The sequence below is a fragment of the Dietzia sp. NCCP-2495 genome (assembly GCF_026011735.1).
GTDB lineage: Bacteria > Actinomycetota > Actinomycetes > Mycobacteriales > Mycobacteriaceae > Dietzia.
This window is the reverse complement of record NZ_BRVN01000004.1, coordinates 78,126-99,453: the sequence shown is the minus strand read 5'-3', so window position 1 is coordinate 99,453 and position 21,328 is coordinate 78,126. Positions and strand designations below refer to the sequence as shown.

Annotated in this window: 17 protein-coding genes; 8 read left to right on the top strand and 9 right to left on the bottom strand. The window is 70.4% G+C overall.

All coding sequences use genetic code 11. From position 1 onward, the window contains the following. Nucleotides 1-38: 38 nt before the first annotated feature. The 3 genes from nrfD to fdh are packed head-to-tail and all read right to left on the bottom strand — an operon-like array spanning nucleotide 39 to nucleotide 5,330. Nucleotides 39-1,106, bottom strand: a complete 1,068-nt coding sequence (nrfD, locus tag OPF83_RS05900) for an NrfD/PsrC family molybdoenzyme membrane anchor subunit (protein ID WP_264886314.1) — start codon at nucleotides 1,104-1,106, stop codon at nucleotides 39-41. After that, the gene (locus tag OPF83_RS05895; RefSeq protein ID WP_264886313.1) at nucleotides 1,106-2,071 is read right to left on the bottom strand and encodes a 4Fe-4S dicluster domain-containing protein; all 966 of its coding nucleotides are present in this window, start codon (nucleotides 2,069-2,071) and stop codon (nucleotides 1,106-1,108) included. The genes nrfD and OPF83_RS05895 overlap by 1 nt, the downstream gene beginning before the upstream one ends. Before the next feature lie 4 nt (nucleotides 2,072-2,075). Further along, nucleotides 2,076-5,330: a formate dehydrogenase gene (gene fdh / locus OPF83_RS05890; RefSeq protein ID WP_264886442.1), complete on the bottom strand. Its 3,255-nt coding sequence runs from the start codon at nucleotides 5,328-5,330 to the stop codon at nucleotides 2,076-2,078. A 212-nt stretch (nucleotides 5,331-5,542) separates the two neighbouring features. Here fdh and OPF83_RS05885 point away from each other — a divergent pair, with 212 nt between their 5' ends. Further along, the gene (locus tag OPF83_RS05885) at nucleotides 5,543-6,823 is read left to right on the top strand and encodes a hypothetical protein (protein WP_264886312.1); all 1,281 of its coding nucleotides are present in this window, start codon (nucleotides 5,543-5,545) and stop codon (nucleotides 6,821-6,823) included. Nucleotides 6,824-6,832: 9 nt separating this feature from the next. Then, nucleotides 6,833-7,849 (top strand): iron-containing redox enzyme family protein, encoded by a 1,017-nt coding sequence (locus OPF83_RS05880; RefSeq protein ID WP_264886311.1) that lies wholly within the window; start codon nucleotides 6,833-6,835, stop codon nucleotides 7,847-7,849. Between the two features lie 45 nt (nucleotides 7,850-7,894). On the opposite strand, the gene OPF83_RS05875 is transcribed toward OPF83_RS05880, so the two are convergent. The 5 genes from OPF83_RS05875 to OPF83_RS05855 form a co-directional block, all read right to left on the bottom strand. Further along, a complete protein-coding gene (locus tag OPF83_RS05875) occupies nucleotides 7,895-8,110 on the bottom strand; it encodes a CDGSH iron-sulfur domain-containing protein (RefSeq protein ID WP_264886310.1) in 216 nt (71 codons plus the stop codon). Further along, nucleotides 8,094-8,768, bottom strand: a complete 675-nt coding sequence (locus tag OPF83_RS05870; protein ID WP_264886309.1) for a HemK2/MTQ2 family protein methyltransferase — start codon at nucleotides 8,766-8,768, stop codon at nucleotides 8,094-8,096. The genes OPF83_RS05875 and OPF83_RS05870 overlap by 17 nt, the downstream gene beginning before the upstream one ends. Before the next feature lie 102 nt (nucleotides 8,769-8,870). Further along, nucleotides 8,871-9,425, bottom strand: coding sequence for a hypothetical protein (locus OPF83_RS05865; protein WP_264886307.1), 555 nt, complete (start codon nucleotides 9,423-9,425; stop codon nucleotides 8,871-8,873). A gap of 151 nt (nucleotides 9,426-9,576) precedes the next feature. Further along, nucleotides 9,577-10,665 carry an inositol-3-phosphate synthase gene (locus OPF83_RS05860; protein WP_264886306.1) on the bottom strand — a complete coding sequence of 363 codons (1,089 nt, stop codon included), beginning with the start codon at nucleotides 10,663-10,665 and terminating at the stop codon, nucleotides 9,577-9,579. Then, nucleotides 10,662-11,213 (bottom strand): PadR family transcriptional regulator, encoded by a 552-nt coding sequence (locus OPF83_RS05855; RefSeq protein ID WP_264886304.1) that lies wholly within the window; start codon nucleotides 11,211-11,213, stop codon nucleotides 10,662-10,664. Before OPF83_RS05855 ends, OPF83_RS05860 begins: the two co-directional genes overlap by 4 nt. Nucleotides 11,214-11,452: 239 nt before the next feature. Between OPF83_RS05855 and OPF83_RS05850 the strand changes: the two genes are divergently transcribed. The 4 genes from OPF83_RS05850 to OPF83_RS05835 all read left to right on the top strand — a co-directional run bounded on the left by OPF83_RS05850 (nucleotide 11,453) and on the right by OPF83_RS05835 (nucleotide 16,383). Continuing rightward, nucleotides 11,453-11,935, top strand: a complete 483-nt coding sequence (locus OPF83_RS05850) for a DUF5318 domain-containing protein (RefSeq protein ID WP_264886302.1) — start codon at nucleotides 11,453-11,455, stop codon at nucleotides 11,933-11,935. 232 nt (nucleotides 11,936-12,167) lie between these two features. Beyond that, nucleotides 12,168-14,417, top strand: a complete 2,250-nt coding sequence (locus tag OPF83_RS05845; RefSeq protein ID WP_375546220.1) for a transglycosylase domain-containing protein — start codon at nucleotides 12,168-12,170, stop codon at nucleotides 14,415-14,417. Nucleotides 14,418-14,515: 98 nt separating this feature from the next. Beyond that, nucleotides 14,516-16,195: a glycosyltransferase family 87 protein gene (locus tag OPF83_RS05840; protein WP_264886300.1), complete on the top strand. Its 1,680-nt coding sequence runs from the start codon at nucleotides 14,516-14,518 to the stop codon at nucleotides 16,193-16,195. Then, complete coding sequence (locus tag OPF83_RS05835; RefSeq protein ID WP_264886299.1) at nucleotides 16,192-16,383, top strand: hypothetical protein; 192 nt, start codon at nucleotides 16,192-16,194, stop codon at nucleotides 16,381-16,383. The genes OPF83_RS05840 and OPF83_RS05835 overlap by 4 nt, the downstream gene beginning before the upstream one ends. 11 nt (nucleotides 16,384-16,394) lie before the next feature. Here the strand turns inward: OPF83_RS05835 and OPF83_RS05830 are convergent, their stop codons facing one another. Further along, entirely contained in the window at nucleotides 16,395-20,450 is a 4,056-nt protein-coding gene (locus tag OPF83_RS05830) for a hypothetical protein (protein WP_264886298.1), read from the bottom strand. 178 nt (nucleotides 20,451-20,628) lie between these two features. Here OPF83_RS05830 and OPF83_RS05825 point away from each other — a divergent pair, with 178 nt between their 5' ends. Beyond that, nucleotides 20,629-20,874: a LuxR C-terminal-related transcriptional regulator gene (locus OPF83_RS05825; protein WP_264886297.1), complete on the top strand. Its 246-nt coding sequence runs from the start codon at nucleotides 20,629-20,631 to the stop codon at nucleotides 20,872-20,874. Between the two features lie 147 nt (nucleotides 20,875-21,021). Next, nucleotides 21,022-21,309, top strand: coding sequence for a 30S ribosomal protein S6 (rpsF, locus tag OPF83_RS05820; protein WP_264886296.1), 288 nt, complete (start codon nucleotides 21,022-21,024; stop codon nucleotides 21,307-21,309). Nucleotides 21,310-21,328: the final 19 nt, after the last annotated feature.

Genomic DNA, 21,328 nt, shown 5'->3' with positions numbered 1-21,328 from the left:
ACGCGCGGCTCCGTTAGCGGGCGCGGCCGCACGCCCACCTACTCCGCGTATGCCTCGCCGCCACCGCGCGCGTCCCGGCGCTCACGCTGGGGGACCACCACGTACTTCGGGTCCTGCGCCGAGGCCATGCCCGCGTGGAACACCGCCCACCGCGTGCACGCTGACCCGGCCGCCATCGCCAGTCCGGACACCGCGGACAGCAGTCGACTGCGCCGCCCGAGGACCGCGCTCACCGCACCGGTGCCGGTGAGGATCTGCGCCGCCCGGTGGTACTTCCCGGCCCGGCCCTCGTGCAGCGGCTCCGCGGTGATGCCCATGGACCGCTGCATGATCTGGTCGGCGGTGAGTTCGAGAACGGCTCCGCCCACCGCCAGCCGACGGGCGGGGCCGATCTCCTCCAGCGGAGTGAGCAGCAGGCCCACCCCGCCGGACGCGGCCGCGGCACTGCCGACGAACACGAACGGCAACTCCCGACGCGCGGCGCTCCAGCTCGGCAGGGACGTGTCGTTGAGCAGCACCGCCGTGTACGACGCGACCGCCGGGGCGACGAGCGCCGCGACGATGCCGGCCGGCCGCGACGCCCGGGCGATGAGCCCGGTCGGCAGCCGCCGGGCGAGCTTCTCGGGCAGCAGCGGCACGATCTCCTCACCGAGCGCCAGGCCCGCGAACGGCCCGTACGCCGAGAGGATCCAGGTGCCCACGCTCATCGGCGACGTGAGCTTGAGGACCCGCAGCATGTGGTGGAACCGCTCGGGGCGCCCCAGGTCGTTGACCAGGAAGTACAGGCTGCCGGTGATCCCGCCCAGCGCGACGATCCGCGCCGAGCGACGCTGGTTGGGCAGCCCGGCCAGGTCCGCGCCGGCCGCGAGAAGCGACGAGCCACCGGCCAGCCCGCCGAGGAAGAGATACGCCGCGATGTCATGCTTCCACGGCGGAGCCTTGACGATCGGTTTGCCGTAGTACGAGCGGAACTCCGCGGGGGGCACCACGAGCTGCTCGCGGCCCCCGCGGCCCTTCCGGCGGGGCCGGGCGCGCTGCCCGGGGTTTTCTGGGACGCCCGCCTTGTCGTCGTCGTGCTCGGCGCGGTTCCCACCGTCGACGGCCATCAGGACCGTCCCCCCGCGGCGAACGCCGCCACGGCGCCGCCCAACAGCGTCACGGCCGCCAGCGCCGCCTGGCGCCACATCGACCCCACGTGCCGCGTCGTCACCACGGGATCCGGCGGCAACCCGTACACCTCGGGGGCGTCGAGCAGGAGGAAGAACGCGCCCGTACCGCCCACGCCGTTGCGGGAGTCGTGACCGTACAGCTGGGCGTTGGGCTCGCCGGCCTCGACCAGCTGGTCCAGCCGGCCAGCCGCGCGCTCGCGGAGCTCGTCGAGATCACCGAACTGGATCGACTCGGTGGGGCACGCCTTGGCGCACGCCGGGGTCTGGCCCTCGGTGAGCCGGTCGTAACAGAGCGTGCACTTCTGCGCGATGCCCACCGCGGGGTCGCCCGCCGGCCCCGAGCGCCGCTCGATCACGCCGTACGGGCACGCGCTCACGCAGTACCCGCACCCGTTGCAGATGTCGCTCTGCACCACGACCGTGCCGAACTCGGTGTGCATGAGCGCACCGGTCGGGCACACGTCGACGCACGCCGCGTGGGTGCAGTGCTTGCACACGTCCGACTCCATGAGCCAGCGGAAGTCGGTGGACTCGCCGGCGTCGGGGGAGTCACCGGGCAGGGTCGGCGCCGGTATACCCAGGTCGACGGGCGCACTCGGCGCCGGCGCGACGGACGCGCCCGCCACCCGCGCGGGCACCTCCTGCTCGATAAAGGCGACGTGCCGCCACGTGGACGCCCCCAGCGCCCGGGTGTTGTCGTAACTCATCCCCGACAGCTCGATGCCGTCCTCGGGGATGAGGTTCCACTCCTTGCACGCCACCTCGCAGGCCTTGCAGCCGATACACACGCTGGTGTCGGTGAAGAAGCCCTTGCGCGGCGGCGGATCCGAGTAGCCGTTGTCCCCGGCCGGGTCGATGTCGCCGAAGAAGGACCGTCCGAGGTCGGACAGGAAGGCGGACATGGCTTTAGCTCTCCGTTCCCGGTTCGGTGGGCGCGCCGGCGCGGCGACGGTACCCCTCGACGAACTCGAGCAGCGCGGGGCCACGCGGGCGTCTTCCCGCGACGATGTCACAGCTCGTCGCCTTGGTCGCGGGGATGGACACGTTGGGGTCGAGTTGCTGCGGCAACAGGTCGTTGGCCGGGTCGCCGATGCTCACGCCGTTGCCACCCCAGTGGTAGGGCAGCCCGATCTGGTGAAGTGTCCGACCGTCGATCTGCAGCGGCGTCATCCGACGGGTCACCAGCACGCGGGCCTCGATCGCGGAACGGGCGGTCACGATCGTGGCCCACCCGCCGTTGACCAGGCCCCGCTCACGCGCGAGCTCCGGGGAGATCTCACAGAAGAACTCCGGCTGCAGCTCGGACAGGTACGGCAGCGTCCGGCTCATGGCCCCCGCCGTGTGGTGCTCGGTCAGCCGGTAGGTGGTGAAGACGAACGGGAACACCTCCGTCCCCGGATCCCCGTGACCCGGCTGCGTCTCGTTGTACCGACCCGGCCGGATCGACCGGGCGGGGTTGGCGTCCCGGCCCGGATAGACCGGGTTGGACACGGGCGACTCCGGCGGCTCGTAGTGCGCGGGCAACGGACCGTCGGCGAGCCCGCGGGGAGCGTAGAGCCAGCCCACGCCGTCGTCCTGCATGATGAACGGCTGAGCGCCACCGATCGCCTCCGGACCCACCGCCCCCGCGGGTGGGGTGTAGTCGGGAGACTTGTCGGCCTCGAAGTCGGGCACGTCGTCACCCACCCACCGGCCGGCGCCGTCGTTCGCATCCGGATCCCAGTGGATCAGCGCCTTGCGCTCGCTCCACGGCCGGCCCTCCGGGTCCGCCGAGGCACGGTTGTAGATGATGCGCCGGTTGGCGGGCCAGGCCCATCCCCACTCCGGGGCGACCGGGCCCTGCTCGTGCCGGGACTTGCGCCGCGCGGCCTGGTTCACGCCGTCGGCGTAGACGCCGCAGTAGATCCAACAGCCGCATGCGGTCGAGCCGTCCGGTTTGAGCTGCGTGTACGTGGACAGCGGCTCGCCGTCGGGGCCGCGGCCGTTGATCTCGGCGAGCACGGCCTCGGCGTCCGGCTCGTCCACCGTGCCGGGTTCCATGGGGTAATCCCACGTCAGGTCCAGTAGCGGCCGGTCACGCGGATCGGTGGAGCCGGCCAGCTTCTCCTTGAGACGACGCCCGAGGTGGTAGTAGAACCACAGCTCGCTGCGCGCGTTTCCCGGCGGCTCGACGGCCTGGTGCCGCCACTGCAGGAGTCGCTGGGTGTTGGTGAACGTGCCCTTCTTCTCCACGTGGTTGGCGGCGGGGAAGAAGAACACCTCGGTGCCGATGTCCTCGGTGCGCATCTCGCCGGTCTCGATCTCCGGCCCGTTCTTCCAGAAGTCGGCCGACTCGATCATGACGAGGTCGCGGACGACCAGCCAGTCCAGGTTGGCCAGCCCGGCGCGCTGCATCCGCCCGTTCGCGGTGCCCACGGCGGGGTTCTCGCCTACGAGGAAGTACCCGCCGCCGCCTTCGTTGATCTGCCGTTGCACCGTGACGGTCGAGTCATGCTTGCCCGTCAGCTTGGGCAGGTAGTCGTAGGCGAAGTCGTTGTCCGCGGTGGCCGCGTCGCCCCACCAGGCCTTGAGCAGGCTGACGGTGTACGACCGCATGTGCCCCCAGAAGCCCTGAGCCTCGTCATCGGTCCCGATGTAACTGTCGAGGTCCGGCTGCTCGCCGGCGTTCGGTGTGGGCAGATACCCCGGCATGAGGTCGTACAGCGTCGGGATGTCGGTGGAGCCCTGGATGCTGGCGTGCCCGCGCAGCGCCATGATGCCGCCGCCGGGGCGGCCGATGTTGCCGAGCAGCAACTGGAGGATCGCGGCCGTGCGAATGTACTGCACTCCCACGGTGTGCTGGGTCCAGCCGACGGCGTAACAGAACGCGGTGGTGCGCTCGCGCCCCGAGTTCTCGGTCAGCGCCCGGGCGACTCGGTGGAAGTCGTCGGTCGCGATGCCGCAGGTGCGCTCGACCATCTCCGGCGTGTAGCGGCTGAAGTGCCGCTTGAGGATCTGGAAGACGCAGCGCGGGTCCTGCAGGGTCTCGTCCCGCTCGGGCGCCTCGGTCGTGTCCGATGCCCGGGCGCCACCGGCGCCGGGGGTCTGGGAGGCCTCGTCCTCGGCGTCGTCGTCGGTGCGCCCCTCGTCGGGCATGTCGTTCTGGGCGCCCGCGTACTGCCAGGACTCCAGGTCGTAGGTCCGGTCGTCGGCGTCGAAACCGGAGAACAGTCCCGCGAGGTCCTCGGTGTCCTCGAAGTCCTCGCCGATGATCGTGGACGCGTTGGTGTAGGCGAGCACGTACTCGGAGAACCATGCGTCGTTGGTCAGGACGTGGTTGATCAGCCCGCCGAGGAAGGCGATGTCCGACCCGGCGCGGATCGGCACGTGCACGTCCGCGAGGGCGCTGGTGCGCGTGAACCGCGGGTCCACGTGGATGATGGTCGCGCCGCGCCGCTTGGCCTCCATGACCCACTGGAAGCCCACGGGGTGGGCCTCGGCCATGTTGGAGCCCTGGATGACGATGCAGTCGGCGTTCGCGAGGTCCTGCTGGTAGTTCGTGGCACCACCACGCCCGAATGAGGTTCCCAGACCGGGAACGGTGGAGGAGTGTCAAATGCGCGCCTGGTTCTCCACCTCGATGGCGCCGAGCGCCGTGTAGAGCTTCTTCATGAGGTAGTTCTCCTCATTGTCCAGCGTCGCCCCGCCGAGGCTGGCGAGGCCGCGGGTGCGCCGGACCGTGTCGCCCTTGTCGTCCGTGTCCTCCCAGAACTCTTCCCGTGAGGCCAGGACGCGCTCGGCGACCATGTCCATCGCCGTCTCGAGGTCCAGTTCCTCCCACTCTGTGGCGTACGGCTTGCGGTGGAGCACCGTGGTGATGCGGTCCGGGTTGGTCACGAGTTGCTTGCTCGCCGAACCCTTGGGGCACAGCCGGCCGCGCGAGATGGGGCTGTCGTCATCCCCCTCGATCTGGACGACCTTGCCGTCGGAGACATAGACGTCCTGGCCGCACCCGACCGCGCAGAACGGGCAGACGCTCTTGACCACGCCGTCGGCCGTCTTCGTACGAGGGGTGATCTCCAGCGAGCGGCGCGAACGGGTGGCACTGCCGCGGCCGAGCAGGTCGTCACCGGTGAACTGTCGCCACACGGGCCAGTTCAGCGGTGAACCGCGGCGGCCCAACGCGGGCTTCGGCGATCGCGGACGGTCGGGCCGACGCTGCTGCTCCGACATCGCCACCTCCGGTCCTCGCGTCCGCCCCATGTCTCGAGTCCGCCCCTATATAACGCGAGCCCCCCCGGGCCCCGCAACCGAATCACCGTCGGACCCGCCCGGTCGCGGGCGGGCGGTGACCGACCCTTCCCCGGAACGCCGCCGACGCGCATCATGGCGGCATGGACGAGCAGACTCAGGCCGATTCCGGAGCGTTCGCGACCGTCGGGCTCATGGCCGACCCCGGAGTGCCCCGCCGGGTCGCGGTGGCGATCGCGGACGACCTCGCCGACGACCTGACGCGCGAACTCGGTGGACGCTGGCGGGTGGAGGTCGACCAGGAAACCCTCCCGCTGGGGCCGGAGGGAGAGATCCGGCTCACCGATCACGCCCCTCGCTTGCTGCAGCAGCACGGGTGGGACTTCGTGATCTATCTGACGGACCTGGCGACCCACCCCGACGGTGTGCCGGTGTTGTACGACGTCAGCCGCTCGACCGCGGCCGCTTTGGTGTGCGTGCCGGTGCTGGGGGTCTTCCGCGTGCGGTCGAAGGTCCGCGAGCTGGCGCTCCAGCTGGTGCGTTCGGGAACCCGCCGCGAAGGAATGGGTGTGCGCGGCACCGACGACCTGCCCCCGGCGCACCGGCGTGGGCTCGTCAACAAGGCCCGCCTGCTCGCGGGCATGGTGCACAACAACCGGCCCGTCCGGATGGTAACGGCCCTGTCCGGCGTCGTGGCCGCCGGCGCGGGCACGGGCGCCTTCGGCATCTTCTACGGCAGCATCGCCGCGCTGTCGGTGGAGCTGCACGCGCTCAGATTGCTGCTCATCAGCGTGATGGGGGTTCTCACGCTGGTCACGTGGCTCATCCTGCACAACGGGCTCTGGACCCGGCGGGACGACGAGTTCACCCCGGGCAACCGCCGGATGGACAACGCGGCCACGGTGCTGACCGTGGGGGTCGGGGTGGGCATCATGTTCGTCGCCCTCCTGGCGACGATGTTCGTCCTGGCGCTCACCGTGATGGACGCTGACTACCTGGCGACGCAGCTCGGTCGCCCCACGGTCCTGCTCGACTACGTCCACCTGGCGTGGCTTTCCAGCTGCCTGGGTGCCTTCGCCGGCGCCCTGGGGTCGAACTTCGACGACGAGAACGTGGTGCGCGAGTCCACCTACAGCCTTCGGTGGCACGAGCGCCGCAAGATGTTCGACAGCTATCAGAGCCGTGAGGGCGACCCCGACGAGCAGCAGGAACAGCAGCGGATCGAGCGCGAGTACGACGACAGCGACGACGCCCGCGGCCGCGGTGAGCAGAGCCGCAGCGACCACCCCGGCGTCGACACGGCCGCCGACGATGACAGTAGCGGAGAGGTCGACGACGACAGGACCTCGCACCGCGGGGGCGTCATCGCAGACGGCGACTCCGGGTCCTCTCGACAGGTGGAGGATGACCGGTCGAGAGGGTAGACAAGGGGCATGACCGCCGCACCCGCCGACCTCGCCCCGGTGAACGACGCCACGTCGACCGCGTCTCCGCTGCCCCGCGCGTGCGGGCCGCTGTCGGATGCAGCGATCGAGGCCCTGTCGACCGAGCGCACGGACGGGCTTCCGGCGGTCCCGGCCGAGGTCGAGCCATTGGGTCGCGACCTGCAGCTGACGCTCTACATGTTGTACGAGCTGCACTACCGGGGCTTCGATGGCGTCGATGCCGAACTCGAGTGGGACCCGGTGATCCTGCGGATGCGTCGGGACCTCGAGCGGGTGTTCCTCGAGCACCTGCGTGGCGCGGTCGAGGCGGGCGACGACCCGGTGGCCGAGATGGACGCGATGTCGGTCGAGGCCACTTCCGGCACCGGCCCGTCGTGGTACTTCAAGGACGAGGGCACGTGGGATCAGATCCGCGAGTACTTCGCCCACCGCTCGCTGTACCACCTCAAGGAAGGTGACCCGCACGCGTTCGCGATCCCGCGGCTGCAGGGTCAGGCCAAGGCGTCGTTCGTGGCCGTCGAGTTCGACGAGTTCGGCGGTGGCCGCGGTGATCGCATCCACCAACAGCTGTGGGCGGATCTCATGAGCGCGGCCGGACTGGACCCGTCGTATCTCGGCTACATCGACCGGGTGAGCGCCGAGACGCTGTCGACGGTCAACCTGATGTCGATGTTCGGCCTGCACCGCTCGCTGCGCGGCGCCGCGATCGGGCACTTCGCGGCGATCGAGATCACCTCGTCGCCGGGATCCGCGCGGCTGGTGGCGGGTCTGCGCCGGATGGACGCCCCCGAGGAGTGTGTGCACTTCTACGCCGAGCACGTCGAGGCCGACGCGGTCCACGAGCAGGTCATGCGCCACGACGTGGTGGGCGACCTGATCGGACGGGAGCCAGAGTTGGCCGTCGACATCGTGTTCGGGATGCGGGCGCTGGACTACCTCGACGACCTCGCGGCCGAGAAGATGCTCGCGGCGTGGAAGCGGGGCGAGTCCTCGCTCCTGCCCTGACGCTCTTCCGGCCAGCTCCCCGGCGAGCCGCCCCCCGGGCGGCGCTCAGTCGTCGTCCGTCGACCGGACCTTCTTGCGATGACTGGTGTCGCACAGCGGATAGTTCCGGCTGCGGCGGCATGCGCAGACCGCCACCATGAAGCGGTCCGAGCTCACGCAGTCGCCGTCTGGGGTGACGATCTCCACGGGGCCTTCCACGAGGACGGGGCCGCCCGGCACCACGCGGACGACCCGGGGCTCGCGGTCAGACGCGGTGGGCACGGATCACCACCAGCTCCTCCGTCCGTCGTCCGGGCTCGAGCAGACCGGACGCCTCGAGCTCGTCTGCCCGCGCGGTCATCACCGGGCCGAAGTCGATCATCTGGCGGGCCGCGGTGTGGGCGATGAATCCCGAGTCGGTGAGCATCTGCACGGTCTGCCGGGGCGCGGAGAACTCCGACTGGACGAGCAGCAGGGCGCCCCCGGGGGCGATCAGTCGCGGCGCGAGGGCGCAGAGTTCGTCGAGCACCACCCGGCCGTCGGCCCCGGCATCCCACGCGCGGTCGGGTCCGGTCCCGGCCGGCGGCAGCGTCGACGGCACGTAGGGCGGGTTGGTCACCACGAGGTCGAAGGGTCCGTGCTGCACCGCGTCCTGCAGGGTGCCGAGCCGGACCTCGATGGGGAGCCCGCTGGCCGCCGCGTTGCCCGAGGCACACTCCACCGCGGCGGGACACAGGTCAAACGCGAGGACCTCCCGGGCCCCCAGCCTGGCGGCCTCGAGTGCGAGCACCCCGCTGCCGGTGCAGATGTCGAGGACGCGCCGTCCCTCGGCCAGCCCGCTGGCCTCGAGCACGCCGCTCAGCAGCCAGGAGTCCTCCTGCGGCGCATAGACACCGTCGTTCACCTGCAGGGGAATGGTGCTGCGTAATGGTGCTGCCATCTCGCCTCCGGTCGGATCGCGGGTGAGGCCACGAGTCAATCCCAACCCCCGCGCCGCCGCAACCGGACGGCACGGGCCCGCGCGCCGACGGTTATCCGCGCCCTACTGCCAGGTCAGGCCGCCGGGGGTGTCGCCGCCGCCGACGAGCGTGCACGTGAGGACCGCGCCCTCCGGACCGGCCACGGCCAGCCCCTCCTGCGCGCACGGGCCGCCCGGCGTGGCCTGCCCGGCGCCCGCGTCCTCGCCGCCCGCCAGCTGCCAGATCGGGCCCACGACGGGGTCGTTGGTGCAGAACAGCGCTGACCCGTCCTCGGACTGTGCCACCTCTCCGACGGTGTGGCACGGCCCGCCGGTGCCCACCACGTTGGCGGGCAGCTGGGGAGCGGACGCGCTGGCCGCCGCCGGGCTCGGCACCGCGGCCACGGCCGGGGCGAGCGCCGCGGTGGGCTCGGAGGCCGGCGTGGTGGGTGGGCTGGTCAGGGTCGATGACGACGACGAGGTCACCGCCTGCTCGGCCGGCGCCCCCGCCGAGTCGTCGGCCGGGTCGGCGGAACAGGCGGACAGCGCGAGCCCGGCGGCCGCCGCGACGGCGAGGGCGACGGACGCACGGCGACGTCCCGTGCGGGTCTGCGGGCGGGTCGTCGCGGTGGGGTTCATGCTGCTGGATTCCTGTTCGTCTTCTCGCCGGGCTGGCCCCTCCCGGGCGGGCTCGCCGCCACGGACCGGGGCACCGGTGTGTCCTGCTGACGATGATGCACGAGGGCCGGCACCCGTGTCAGGTCCCGGCCCTCGTCCGTGCGCTCGGGGGTCAGGCCCCGATGATGAAGGCCTCGAGCTCGGCGCGGGCCTTGTCGTCGGCCATCTGGACCGGCGGCGACTTCATCAGGTAGGCCGAGGCGGGCAGGACGGGCCCTCCGATGCCGCGGTCCTTGGCGATCTTGGCCGCACGGACGGCGTCGATGATGATGCCCGCCGAGTTGGGGGAGTCCCACACCTCGAGCTTGTACTCGAGGTTCAGCGGGGCGTCACCGAAGGCGCGGCCCTCGAGGCGGACGTAGGCCCACTTGCGGTCATCGAGCCACTCGACGTGGTCGGACGGGCCGATGTGGACGTTGCGGTCGTGGATTTTGCCCTTGAGCGAGCCCTCGAGGTTGGAGGTCACGGCCTGGGTCTTGGAGACCTTCTTGGACTCCAGGCGCTCGCGCTCGAGCATGTTCTTGAAGTCCATGTTGCCGCCCACGTTGAGCTGGTACGTGCGGTCCAGCGCGACGCCGCGGTCCTCGAACAGCTTGGCCATGACGCGGTGGGTGATGGTGGCGCCGACCTGGCTCTTGATGTCGTCACCGACGATCGGCACGCCGGCGGCGCGGAACTTCTCGGCCCACTCCGGGTCGGAGGCGATGAACACGGGCAGGGCGTTGACAAAGGCCACGCCGGCGTCGATGCAGCACTGCGCGTAGAACTTGTCGGCCTCCTCCGAACCCACCGGGAGGTAGGAGACGACGACGTCGACGTTCGCGTCCTTGAGCGTCTGCACCACGTCCACGGCCTCGGCGTCGGACTCCTCGATGGTCTCGCGGTAGTACTTGCCCAGACCGTCGAGGGTGGGGCCGCGCTGGACGGTCACGCCGGTCGGCGGAACGTCGCACAGCTTCATGGTGTTGTTCTCGGACGCCAGGATGGCCTCGGCCAGGTCCATGCCGACCTTCTTGCCGTCCACGTCGAACGCGGCCACGAACTCCACGTCATTGACGTGGTAGTCGCCGAACTTGACGTGCATGAGGCCGGGGACGGTCGAGTCGACCGCCGTGTCCTTGTAGTACTCCACGCCCTGGACGAGCGAGGACGCGCAGTTGCCGACGCCGACGATCGCGACGCGCACCTTCTTGTCGGTCATTGGGGTTCTCCTTGTGATGGGTTCTCTGTCTGTATGAGCTCGTTGATCCACCGCAGCTCGCGCTCGCTGGTCTCCAGCCCGAGCAGGGTGAGTTGCCGGGCGTATCGCAGTTCGGTGGGGCCGGTTCGTGTCGCCGCGTCACGCTGGCCCTCTCGCCGCTCCTCCAGGACGCGGCGGCGTCCCTCGAGCAGCCGGACCCGCGCGGGGCCGGGCGTGCGATCGAAGAACGCGAGGTGCACGCCGAAGCCGTCGTCGGTGAACGAGGCGGCGCCGGGTTCGTCGAGGAGTCCGGCCAGAGTGGCCTCGCCCCCCGTGGTGATGCGGTAGGTCTTGCGTCCGCGTCGGGTCGTGGCCGGTGGACGTGTGGCCGTGGCGGCGGAGGCGTCCTCCACGATGTCGCCCTGCTGCTGGAGCCGACGCAACGTGGGATACAGCGACCCGAAGGAGACGGTGCGGACCGTGCCGAGCATCTCGGACAGCCGCTTACGCAGTTCGTAACCGTGCATCGGTCGCTCATCGAGCAGGCCGAGGATGGCCAGTTCCAGCATTCATCTCCTCCTTTCCGCGGGTGGATCGGGTACAGCGTGCGACGGAGATCGACGATACACCCTCAGATGTATCGGTTCGATATATAGGGCCGTGCCATCGTGTCGACACCTCGTCCGCTCGCCCGGGCGAGGAGTGCGGTGGCCAGTGCGGTGGGGTTGTCGGTGGACAGGTCACCGACAGGGCCACGGGAAGGGCCCGCTCGCGCACGGGCCCGGCGTCGGGGTCGTAGTCTGGCCATGTGGACCAGGCCGACATGCGCGACCCGCGCCCCGGTCCTCCGCCCCGGGCGGAGGACGCCACCGGCCGTGCGGCGCTGACGCGACGACGGGTGGTGGACTTCGCGCTGCGTCGGCGCGGCGTCCTGTCCGAGCTCCGCGAGGGCGGTCTGTCGCTCCGCGAGGTCTGCGATGCCGACGTCTATCTCATGCGGGCCGCCGGTTTCCACGGTGTCGCGACGGAGACAGTGTGCCCCGTGTGCCGCAAGGAGAACCTCACCGAGGTGTCCTGGGTGTTCGGGGACGATCTCGGATCGGCCTCGGGGTCCGCCCGCGGTGCCGACGAGATCGAGCACCTGGCACTGACCCATGACGCGTTCACCGTCCACGTGGTGGAGGTGTGCCGGAGCTGTTCGTGGAACCACCTCGTGCTGTCCTATGAACTCGGCCTTCCCGAGGGTGAGGGCAGGCGGGTCCGCAGAGTGGTCCGACAGATGCGCCGTTAGCGCGCGTCGCCGGCGTCTGCACGGTAATTCACATCGCGCGGCCCGCTGGCCGCGCTGGATGCCCCGCGAACTGCGCTGATGACCGTCGGCGGTGGGCGTCGGGCCCGCCCGAACACCGGGAGACGACGCGCGCCGGTTCTGGATGAGGCCCGTTTTCGTACACAATAGTTGCCAGAGCATCGTCACCGGGGGTCGCCCGGACCGGTCGGATCCGCTCGCAGGAGGTTGGATGATGTCGCGAAGTGACCAGGCACGCCGTCGCGCCGACGGGGATCATGACGATTCCTCGGAGCGCGGCTGGTTCCGTCGTCACCCGATCTGGTCGACGCTGATCATTCTCGCGGTGGTCGTCCTGGTGATCCCCGCGGTGATCGTCGCGGTGGCCTACAACCGAGTCGAGGTCCCGACGCCCGGGAGCGTCTTCTCCAACCAGATCTCCGAGATCTACCAGAGCGACGGCTCCACCCTCATCGGGCGGATCGTCCCGCCCGAGGGCAACCGCACCCTGGTGGATATCGACGCGATCCCGGTACACGTCCGCGACGCGGTGATCGCTGCCGAGGACCGCAGCTTCTACACCAACGAGGGCTATGACCCCACGGGCATCGGGCGAGCGGCGATCGGGCAGATCACCGGCGAGGCCACCGCAGGTGGCGGTTCCACGATCACGCAGCAGTACGTCAAGAACACCCTGGTCGGCGACGAGGTCAGCTACGAGCGCAAGGCCAAAGAGATCATCATCGCGGCCAAGATGACCAACGAGTGGTCCAAGGACCAGATCCTCGCGGCCTACCTCAACACCATCTACTTCGGCCGTGGCGCGTACGGCATCGCGGCCGCCTCGACGGCGTACTTCAACAAGCCGGTCGAGTCCCTCACTGTCGAGGAGGGGGCACTGCTGGCCGGCGTCATCCAGTCGCCGTCCGCTCTGGACCCGCTCGCCAACCGCGAGGCCGCCGAGAACCGCTGGAACTACGTCATGGACGGCATGGTCCAGATGGGTGCGGTCGACCCGGGCCTGCGCGGCGGCGCGGTGTTCCCGGAAGTGGTCCAGGACCCGCAGGTCGTCGAGCAGAACGTCGGCGACCCCACCAACGGCGCCATCCGCCGTCAGGTGCTGGCCGAGCTGTCGAACTCCGGCATCGACGAGCAGATGCTCAACACCCGCGGGCTGAAGATCACCACCACCATCGATCCGGACACCCAGGCTTCGGTGCTCAACGGTGTCCGTAACAACATGCAGGGCGAGAACGAGTCCACCCGTACCGCGGTGGTCTCGGTGGACCCGAACACCGGTGGCGTCGTGGGGTACTACGGCGGCGAGGAGGCCGAGGGCTGGGATTACGCCAACGCCCCGCTCCAGACCGGCTCGACCTTCAAGATCTTCGGCGTGGCCGCCGCTCTCGAGCAGGGAATCGGCCTGGGCACGACGGTGTCGTCGGCGCCCGTGCAGACCGGCAACGTCTCGGTCACCAACGTCGGAGGCCAGTCCTGTGGCTCCTGTTCGGTGTCGCTGGCGCTCAAGATGTCGCTCAACACGTCGTTCATTCGGCTCCAGCGGATGCTCGACAACGGGGCGAACGACACGAAGGAGATCGCGCATCGTGCCGGCATCGCCAAGAAGATCCCCGGCCTGCCGTGGGAGACGTTGACCGAGCAGGGCGAGGACCCGTACGACGGCATCATCCTCGGTCAGTACCCGGTCCGGGTCCGCGACATGGCCAGCGCTCTCGCGACCTTCGCCGACGAGGGCGTCCTGCACCAGGCCCACTTCATCCAGAAGGTCGAGACCGCGGACGGAGAGGTGCTGCTGGACAACTCCGCGCCGGAGGGCGAGCAGGTCATCGACGAGGACGTGGCCAACAACCTCGCCTCCGCGATGCAACCGATCGCCGCGTACTCCAACGGTCACAGTCTGGCCGGGGGACGTCCGTCCGCGGCCAAGTCCGGGACCACGCAGCTCGGCGACACGGGCAACAACAAGGACGCGTGGTTCGTCGGCTTCACCCCGTCCATCGCGACGGCGGTGTGGGTCGGTACGGACGACAATCAGCCGCTGTACAACGCCTACGGCGGGACGATGTACGGCGCGGGGCTGCCCGCGGACATCTGGAAGTCCGTCATGGACGGAGCGCTCTCGGGCACCGATTGGGAGCAGTTCCCCACGCCCGGCGCGATCGGTGGCCAGGCGGGGGCACCGTCGTGGGAGTCCTCCGGTTCGAGCAGTGATTCCACCTATGACTCGTACTCACCGAACACCTCATCTGAGCCCGAAGCTCCCGTCGAGTCGGCCCCGGAGCCGGCGCCGGCTCCGGCTCCCGCACCTCAGGCACCGCCGCTGACGATCCAGGTGCCGGGCCTGCCCGAGATCGTGATCCCCGGCGCCGGTGGACCGGCGCCCGCGCCCGAGCCCGCACCTGCCCCGGCCGCCCCGCCCGGCGGCGGCGACCCGGGGGCCGGTGGCGGTACGCCGGGGGCGTGACCGCCCTGACGTCTCGACGTGGTCCGTTCGACCTCGCCGGCTCGTCCCTGACGACTCGACCCGGACGGGGCCGGCGGGGCGTCGACTAGAGTGTGGCCGTGCTGAGCAACGGACGCGTCTCCCCGCTTCCGCTCGACGAGGACCTCCGCTCCCTGACGCCGGAGGAGCGCGAGCGTCCCGGCGACGGCCCGGCGCGTTCCGTCCTCGACGCGTGGGGCGGCCCGGTCGGTGAGCACGCGGTGGTCGGCCGCCAGCGGTTCTGGACGCCGCTGCGCGTGATCATGCTGCTGACCGTGGTCTTCCTGGCGTTCGGTTTCTTCTCCAAGGCCGCCTGCCTGGAGACCTCGCACCCGACCGACGGTTCGCAGCCGGGCCTGATGTGGGACGGTCGCCAGTACTACAAGGCGTGTTACGCCGATCCGCTGCCGCTGTACTCGATCGAGGGCCTGGGGCAGGGCGCGTTCCCGTACAAGTACTCGTGGACCACCGACTCAGGCGACGTCCGGTTCATGGAGTACCCGGTGCTCTCGGGGCTGTTCCAGTACGTGATGGCGCAGGGCGCGCAGGCGTGGCACGCGATCTTCCCGGGCGGCCCGATCGAGGTGGTCAAATACTTCGTCCTGGGTGTGGTGGTGCTCGCGTTCTTCTGGATGATCGCGGTCTGGGCCACCTACCGGTCCGCGGGGCGTCGGCCCTGGGACACCGTTCTCATGGCGGCGAGCCCGTTGGTGGTGTTCCAGGCGTTCACGAACTACGACCTTCTGGCGGTGGCGTTCGCCTCGGTCGCGTTGCTGTTGTGGGCGCGTCGCCGGCCAGTGTGGGCCGGGGTGGTGCTGGGCCTGGGTGTGGCCGTGAAGTTGTATCCGCTGTTCCTGTTCGGAGCGTGGTTGGTCGTGGCGATACGACGACGACGATTCCGTGAGCTCACTCTGTCCGCGGGCGCCGCCGTGGTGGCGTGGTCGGCGGTCAATCTGCCGATCCTGATCCCGTTCCCGCAGGGCTGGCGCGAGTTCTTCCGTCTCAACTCGGATCGGCCGGCCAATCCCGAGAGCATCTACGTCGCGATCCAGACGCTCACCGGGTGGGCCGGGTTCGACGCGGGCCGGGCCGCGGGGGAGGCTCCCGCCACGCTCAACATGGTGTCGCTGGTGCTGTTCGCGGTGGGGTGCGTGGCGGTGCTGGTGATCGGGCTGACCGCGTCCACGACTCCGCGGATCGCGCAGCTGGCGTTCCTCATCGTGGCGGTGTTCCTGCTGACCAACAAGGTGTGGAGTCCGCAGTACTCGTTGTGGCTGGTGCCGCTGGCGGTGTTGGCCGTGCCCCGGGTGAAGGTCCTGCTGCCGTGGATGGCGTTCGATGCGCTGCTGTGGGTCGCGCACATGTCGTACTTCCACGGGGTCGCGAACAAGGGGATCGATCCCGAGCTGTTCCACTCCCTCGTGCTGGTCCGGGACGCGTTGGTCGTGGCGGTGTGTGTGGTGGTGATCGTGGAGATCTACCAGCCGGGCCGCGACCTGGTACGCCGGAGTCATCGCGGTGATCCCGGCGGCACCGATCCCCTGGCGGGGGTGTTGGCCGAGCCTGCTACAGATCGCGCTCTAGGCCTCGCTGCTGCCCCTGGGGCGGTCATCGGCGGGCGACCCGCACGGTCCGCGACGGTCGACGATCAGCCGGCCGCGCACCCCTCAACCGTCGAGTCCATCCCGTACGAGCCGGTGGCCTCCGAGGTCACGACCGGCGGAGACCATCCCACCGAGAAGGAGAACCCCTCCCGATGAGCACCAGCGCCATGATCTGGATGTTCCTGTGCATTCTCACCGGATTCGTCTGCATGGTGACCGGTGCCGCCGGCTTCCGGGCGGGCTGGCGACAGCAGGTGTGGATCGGCTGGGTCGTGGCGGCGTTCTTCTTCCTCACCGTGCTCCCGGTGGTGCTGGCACTGACGATCGGCCTCAAGCACGGCTGATCCGCCCTGCGTCAGTCGCAGAGCGCGAACGGCTCGGTGTCGGGGAAGTGCTGACCCCATTCCTCGTCGGTGAGCTGGACGCCGCCCGTGCAGGCCTCGTCCATCACGATTTCCGGGTCGAGCTGCCACATCACTATCGCGCCCTCCACGCCGACCGCCAGCAGACCACCGTCCGGCGAGGCGCTGCGCCCCTGGTAGAGCAGTGGGTCGGTGGTCGCGCCGAGCACGGCCCAGGGGACGGGCTCTCCCGGGTCGGACACGTCGACGACCGTCACCTGCCCGGTGCTCGAGGTGATGAGCAGCAGCTGGTCGTCGGCGGAGAAGGCCGTCCAGTAGATCTCCCCTCCCGGCGCGGGGAACGACGCCAGCTCGGTCGGCGCAACGGGATCGTTCACATCCCAGAGCCGGATCGTCTGGTCTCCACCCGAGGTGGCCAACAGCGATGCGTCGTGTGCGTAGCCGGCGGACGGCGACGCGCCGATCCCGGTGGTGAGCCGGTGCGCCACTGTCGGCCGGTCGGGATCGCTGGTGTCGACGATGAGGGTCTCGGGTCCGAGCGTCGGCACGACGAGCTGCCGTGAGTCGGCGGAGAACTCGGCGGTCACGCACGCGTCGGGCAGCGCCACGCTGGCCCGGATCTCGGGCCGGGCGGGGTCGGTCACGTCGACCAACGCGAGGGTGGGGTCGGTGTCGCTGCAGACCGCGAGGGTCCCGCCGTCGGGGGAGAGCGGACTGGCCACCACCACTCCCGAGACGACGGGCAGTGTCCCGACAGACCGGTCGGCCTGCCCGAACGGCGCGGTGAACACCTGGATGCCCCCGTCCGTGAGCCCGGCGTAGACCGTCCGGCCGTCGGGGGACATCGCCACCGAGCCGGAGAACCTGGTGTCGTCGTCGGGGATCACACGTCCGGTCTCGCGCGGCACGGGTCCGGTGGTGTCGACGACGGTGTGGTGCAGTTCCGCCGCGGTCACGCCGAGGACCCCGGTCGTCCGGTCCGCGGACGAGGCGGTCTGGAAGATCGAGTTGGACTCCGATGCGGCGCCCAGGCGGTCGAGCCTCCAGTTCCGGATCAGGCCGTCGACGGAAAAGGACACGAGGTGGTCGTCGCTGGTCAGGTGGATGCCGGTGGCGACCTGCGAGGCGGACAGTTCGACCAGGAGCGTGCCGGCCGGGTCGTAGACGCGCAGCCGTTCGTCGGAGCCCGCGGCGGCGAGGCGGCCGGTGGCGTCGTAGTGGACGTCGCCCACGTAGGCGTTCCACCCGGCGAGCTCGGGCAGGGGGCGTGCGGCCGCGATGTCGCGCCCGTCGAGCGCCCAGCGGTGGACCGCCCGGCCGGTCGTGCCGGCGGCGATCCGGCGGCCGTCCTCGGACACGGTCAGGGAGAGCGGGATGGCGGCAGGGCCCGTGTCGAGTTCCGGTCCCCGTCGGGCGGTACCGTCCGCCCCGGCGTCGAGCAGAGTCTTGACGTGCGAGGTGCGGTTGGCGACCAGCAGCGTCGAGGAGTCGGGGAGCCAGGCGAGCGCCTCGACCTGTTTGGCCTGCTCGTCCCCTGGATCGGGCACCGCGACGACCGGGTGCCGGACGGTGACGGTCGGCAGTCCCCGCCGCAGTGTCAACGGCCAGCGCAGCACCGTGCCGTCCCCGGCCCCGGCGGCGAGGGTGGAGCCGTCGGGAGAGAAGGCGACGGAGTGGAACGAGCCGTTCTCCGGCTCGAGGGTCGACAGGTGCTCGGGCGCGGCCGGATCCCGCACGTCGACCAGGTGCACCCCGCTCTGGGCGGCGATGGCGAGGGCGCTCCCGTCCGGCGAGAGGTCGACGGAGTACATCTCGGTCCTGTCGCCGGTGCCGAGCGTCAGGGCTGCGCCCGCGTCGTCGGCGCCGCCCTCGAACAGTCGCAGGACGCCGTCCGTGCTGACGCTGGCGAACCAGCCGGTGCCGGTGATCTCTTCGATGCGGCCGGTGCCGGGCGCCGCCTCATAGCGCAGGGGCACGTCGGCGCGGCTGGTGTTGAGCAGGGCCGACCGCGCCTCGGTGGTGGGCGCGATGCGGTAGGCGGCCAACGCGAGCGCGCGGCCGAGTGCGGGGTCGCGGTTCATGGCGCTGGTGGAGGACACGGCTCCGGAGCGGGACAGCGCGACGTCGCGGGTCTGGCGTGCCTCCGACGTGGCGGAGAGGGCGAGACCGCTCGCGACCAGGGCGAGGACGGTCACCACGGCCAGGGAGGCGGCGAGTGCGGTCAGCGCGTGGATGCGCCTCCGGTCGGTGCGGGCGACGGACTCGTGGTGTGCTTCGGCCGCCGAGAGGAACTGGCGCTCGGATTCCGCGAGGTGGGTGCCCGGGCCGTTGTCGTCGTCGTCCCTCCACTTCAGGTAGTCGGCGGTGGCCGACGCGGTGGGCAGGGCGGCCTCGCCGCGCCCGGAGGCCTCCCAGTCGGCGGCGTCGGAGCGCACGCGCGCCCACACGCGCAGGGCTTCGCGGTCCGCGGTGATCCAGTCGACGAGGCGCGGCCAGGAGGAGAAGAGGATCTCGTGGGTGGGTGTCACCGCGTCGTCGTCGAGGGTGAGGAGGCCGACGCGGGCGAACGAGGTGGCGACGACGACGAGCTCGTCGGTCAGTTCCCCCGCCGGGGCGCGGCGGCGGACGGCCCGGCCCGCGCTCACGTCGACCAGTCGGAGGAACAGGGCGCGGCAGGATGCGCGTCCCGCCGGATCGAGGCCCTGGTACACGGCTTCGGCGGCGTCCCGGACCGCGCCCTCGACTCCGCCCGAGTCGTAGTAGTCGGCCACCGTGATCCGCCGTCGGCGGCTGCGCTCCCAGCACATCAGCAGTACGTACGACAGCAGGGGGAGCAGGGAGCGGTCGTCGGAGCCGTTCTCGGAACCGACGTCGGCGGGGGCGACCGTGTCAAGCAGGAGGGTGACCAGGGACGGTTCGACGGTGAAACCCAGTGACCGTGCGGGCTCGACGATGATCTCCGCCAGCCTGGACCGGCTGGGCGGACCCACCACCACGGGGTCGTCGAGGGCGTCACGCAGCACCGGCTCGGTGAGCGCCGACTGAAAGAAGTCCGCCCGCAGGACCAGCACGGTGGGAAGCCCGGCCCCGGCGCGACGGCCGAGCATTGCCAGGAGCCGGCGTCGTTGGTCGACGGCGACCTCGCCTGACCAGATCTCCTCGAGCTGGTCCACGACCAGAGGGCCGGGGGACGTCGCGTGCGACCCGACGAGTCCGTCCGGACGCACGATCGTCACGACGGCTCCCTGTTCCGTCCAGCGGGGTGCCACACCGGCGGCGAGCAGCGAGGACTTGCCGGAGCCGGACGCTCCCACCACGATGAGCGGCCGGGTGCGCCGCGCGGCGACACGGTCGAGGACCTGCGTGATCTCGGCCGACCGGCCGTGGAACAGGGCGGCGTCGGAGAGGTGGTACGGACGGAGCCCGACGTAGGGGCACGCCGAATCGTCGGGTGGCGGTGCCGCGGGCGCGGTGCTGCCCGAGCCGGGGTCGGTGCCGGTGTCAGGGGCGGTGCCCGCGTTCGCGCCTTGGCCGGCGGCGGTGCCTGCGTTCACCCCTGGGTCGGAGGCGGCGCGCGCGTTCACGCCTGGGGCGGCGGTGCCGGAGGGCGTCGCGGACGTGGTTTCTCCGTTGTCGGTCGTCGCGGACCCGATGCCTGTGGTGTGCGTCGATCCCGGCCCGGGGACGTCTGCCGGATCGGCGGCGGAGCCGGCGGTGCCGACTCTCCGGGACCTGCGCCTGGGCCCGGGCCGGGACCGGACGCGCTCGACTGCTGCGCGCCACTCGGGGAGATCGGAGTCCGCGCCCAACAGTCCGAGCATCTCGATCAGCGTGGACTCGCTCGCCCGGGTGGGGACGTGTTGCCCGGAGAACCACCCGGAGGCGGTGCCGAGAGAGAGCGACGGCACGGACCGCACGACGTCCCTGACGGACAGTCCGGCCCTGATCCGGAGGAGAGTCAACGCCGCTCCGAGCTCTTCCCGTGTCTGAACCTGAGAGGGTCCTGACGGCGGAAGAGGGTTCTCGTACGGCCCGCGGTGGGTGTTCACGATGTTGATCGTACGGTGCTCTATAGGGGGTACGGGGGACATATGCGCTGGTTGGTAAGCCACTTTCAGGTGAACGTATGACAGATCCGTACGGACTTGTACGGAGAACTCGACTCCGCTCGACCGGTGTGCGTGCCGGACACATCATGAGAGCATTCTCATTTGTAAGGAGTTTTCCATGACCGCGATGCTTCCCCGCCGCCCAGACCTCAGTGAGCGCGAGATCGAAGTCCTCATCGCCTGGCTCGTCTGCGACAGCAAGCGCGAGGTCACCGAGCGGCTCTTCCTGGCGGATTCGACGGTGAGCACCTACATCCAGCGGGTCCGGTCCAAGTATGACGCCGTGGGTCGCCCGGCCCGGACCAAGGTCCGACTCCTCCTGAGGGCGCTCGAGGACGGCCATATCCGACTGGACGATCTCTAGTGGGGAGTCCTCGCAGGTGATCGCGGGGATCGATTTCATCAGCGGCGTGCCGACGGGGTAGCCTTGAGCGGTTGCTGACGCAACGACCCTCCTGCCACGGAAACACCGTGGCCGATATCTGTAGTCCACAGGAGGTGATGAGGTCCCGTGCGTCAATACGAAGTAATGGTCATCCTCGATCCGAGTCTCGACGAGCGCACCGTGGCGCCGTCGCTGGATACGTTCCTCAACGTGATCCGGCAAGAGGGCGGTTCGGTCGACAAGGTCGATGTCTGGGGCAAGCGCCGCTTCGCCTACGAGATCAACAAGCAGACCGAGGGCATCTACGCCGTCATCCAGATGAAGTCCGGCTCGGACGCCGTCAAGGAGCTGGATCGTCAGCTCGGCCTGAACGAGAACGTGCTCCGCACCAAGGTGATGCGCACCGGCAAGTGAGCCTGACTGTCCGACCAGC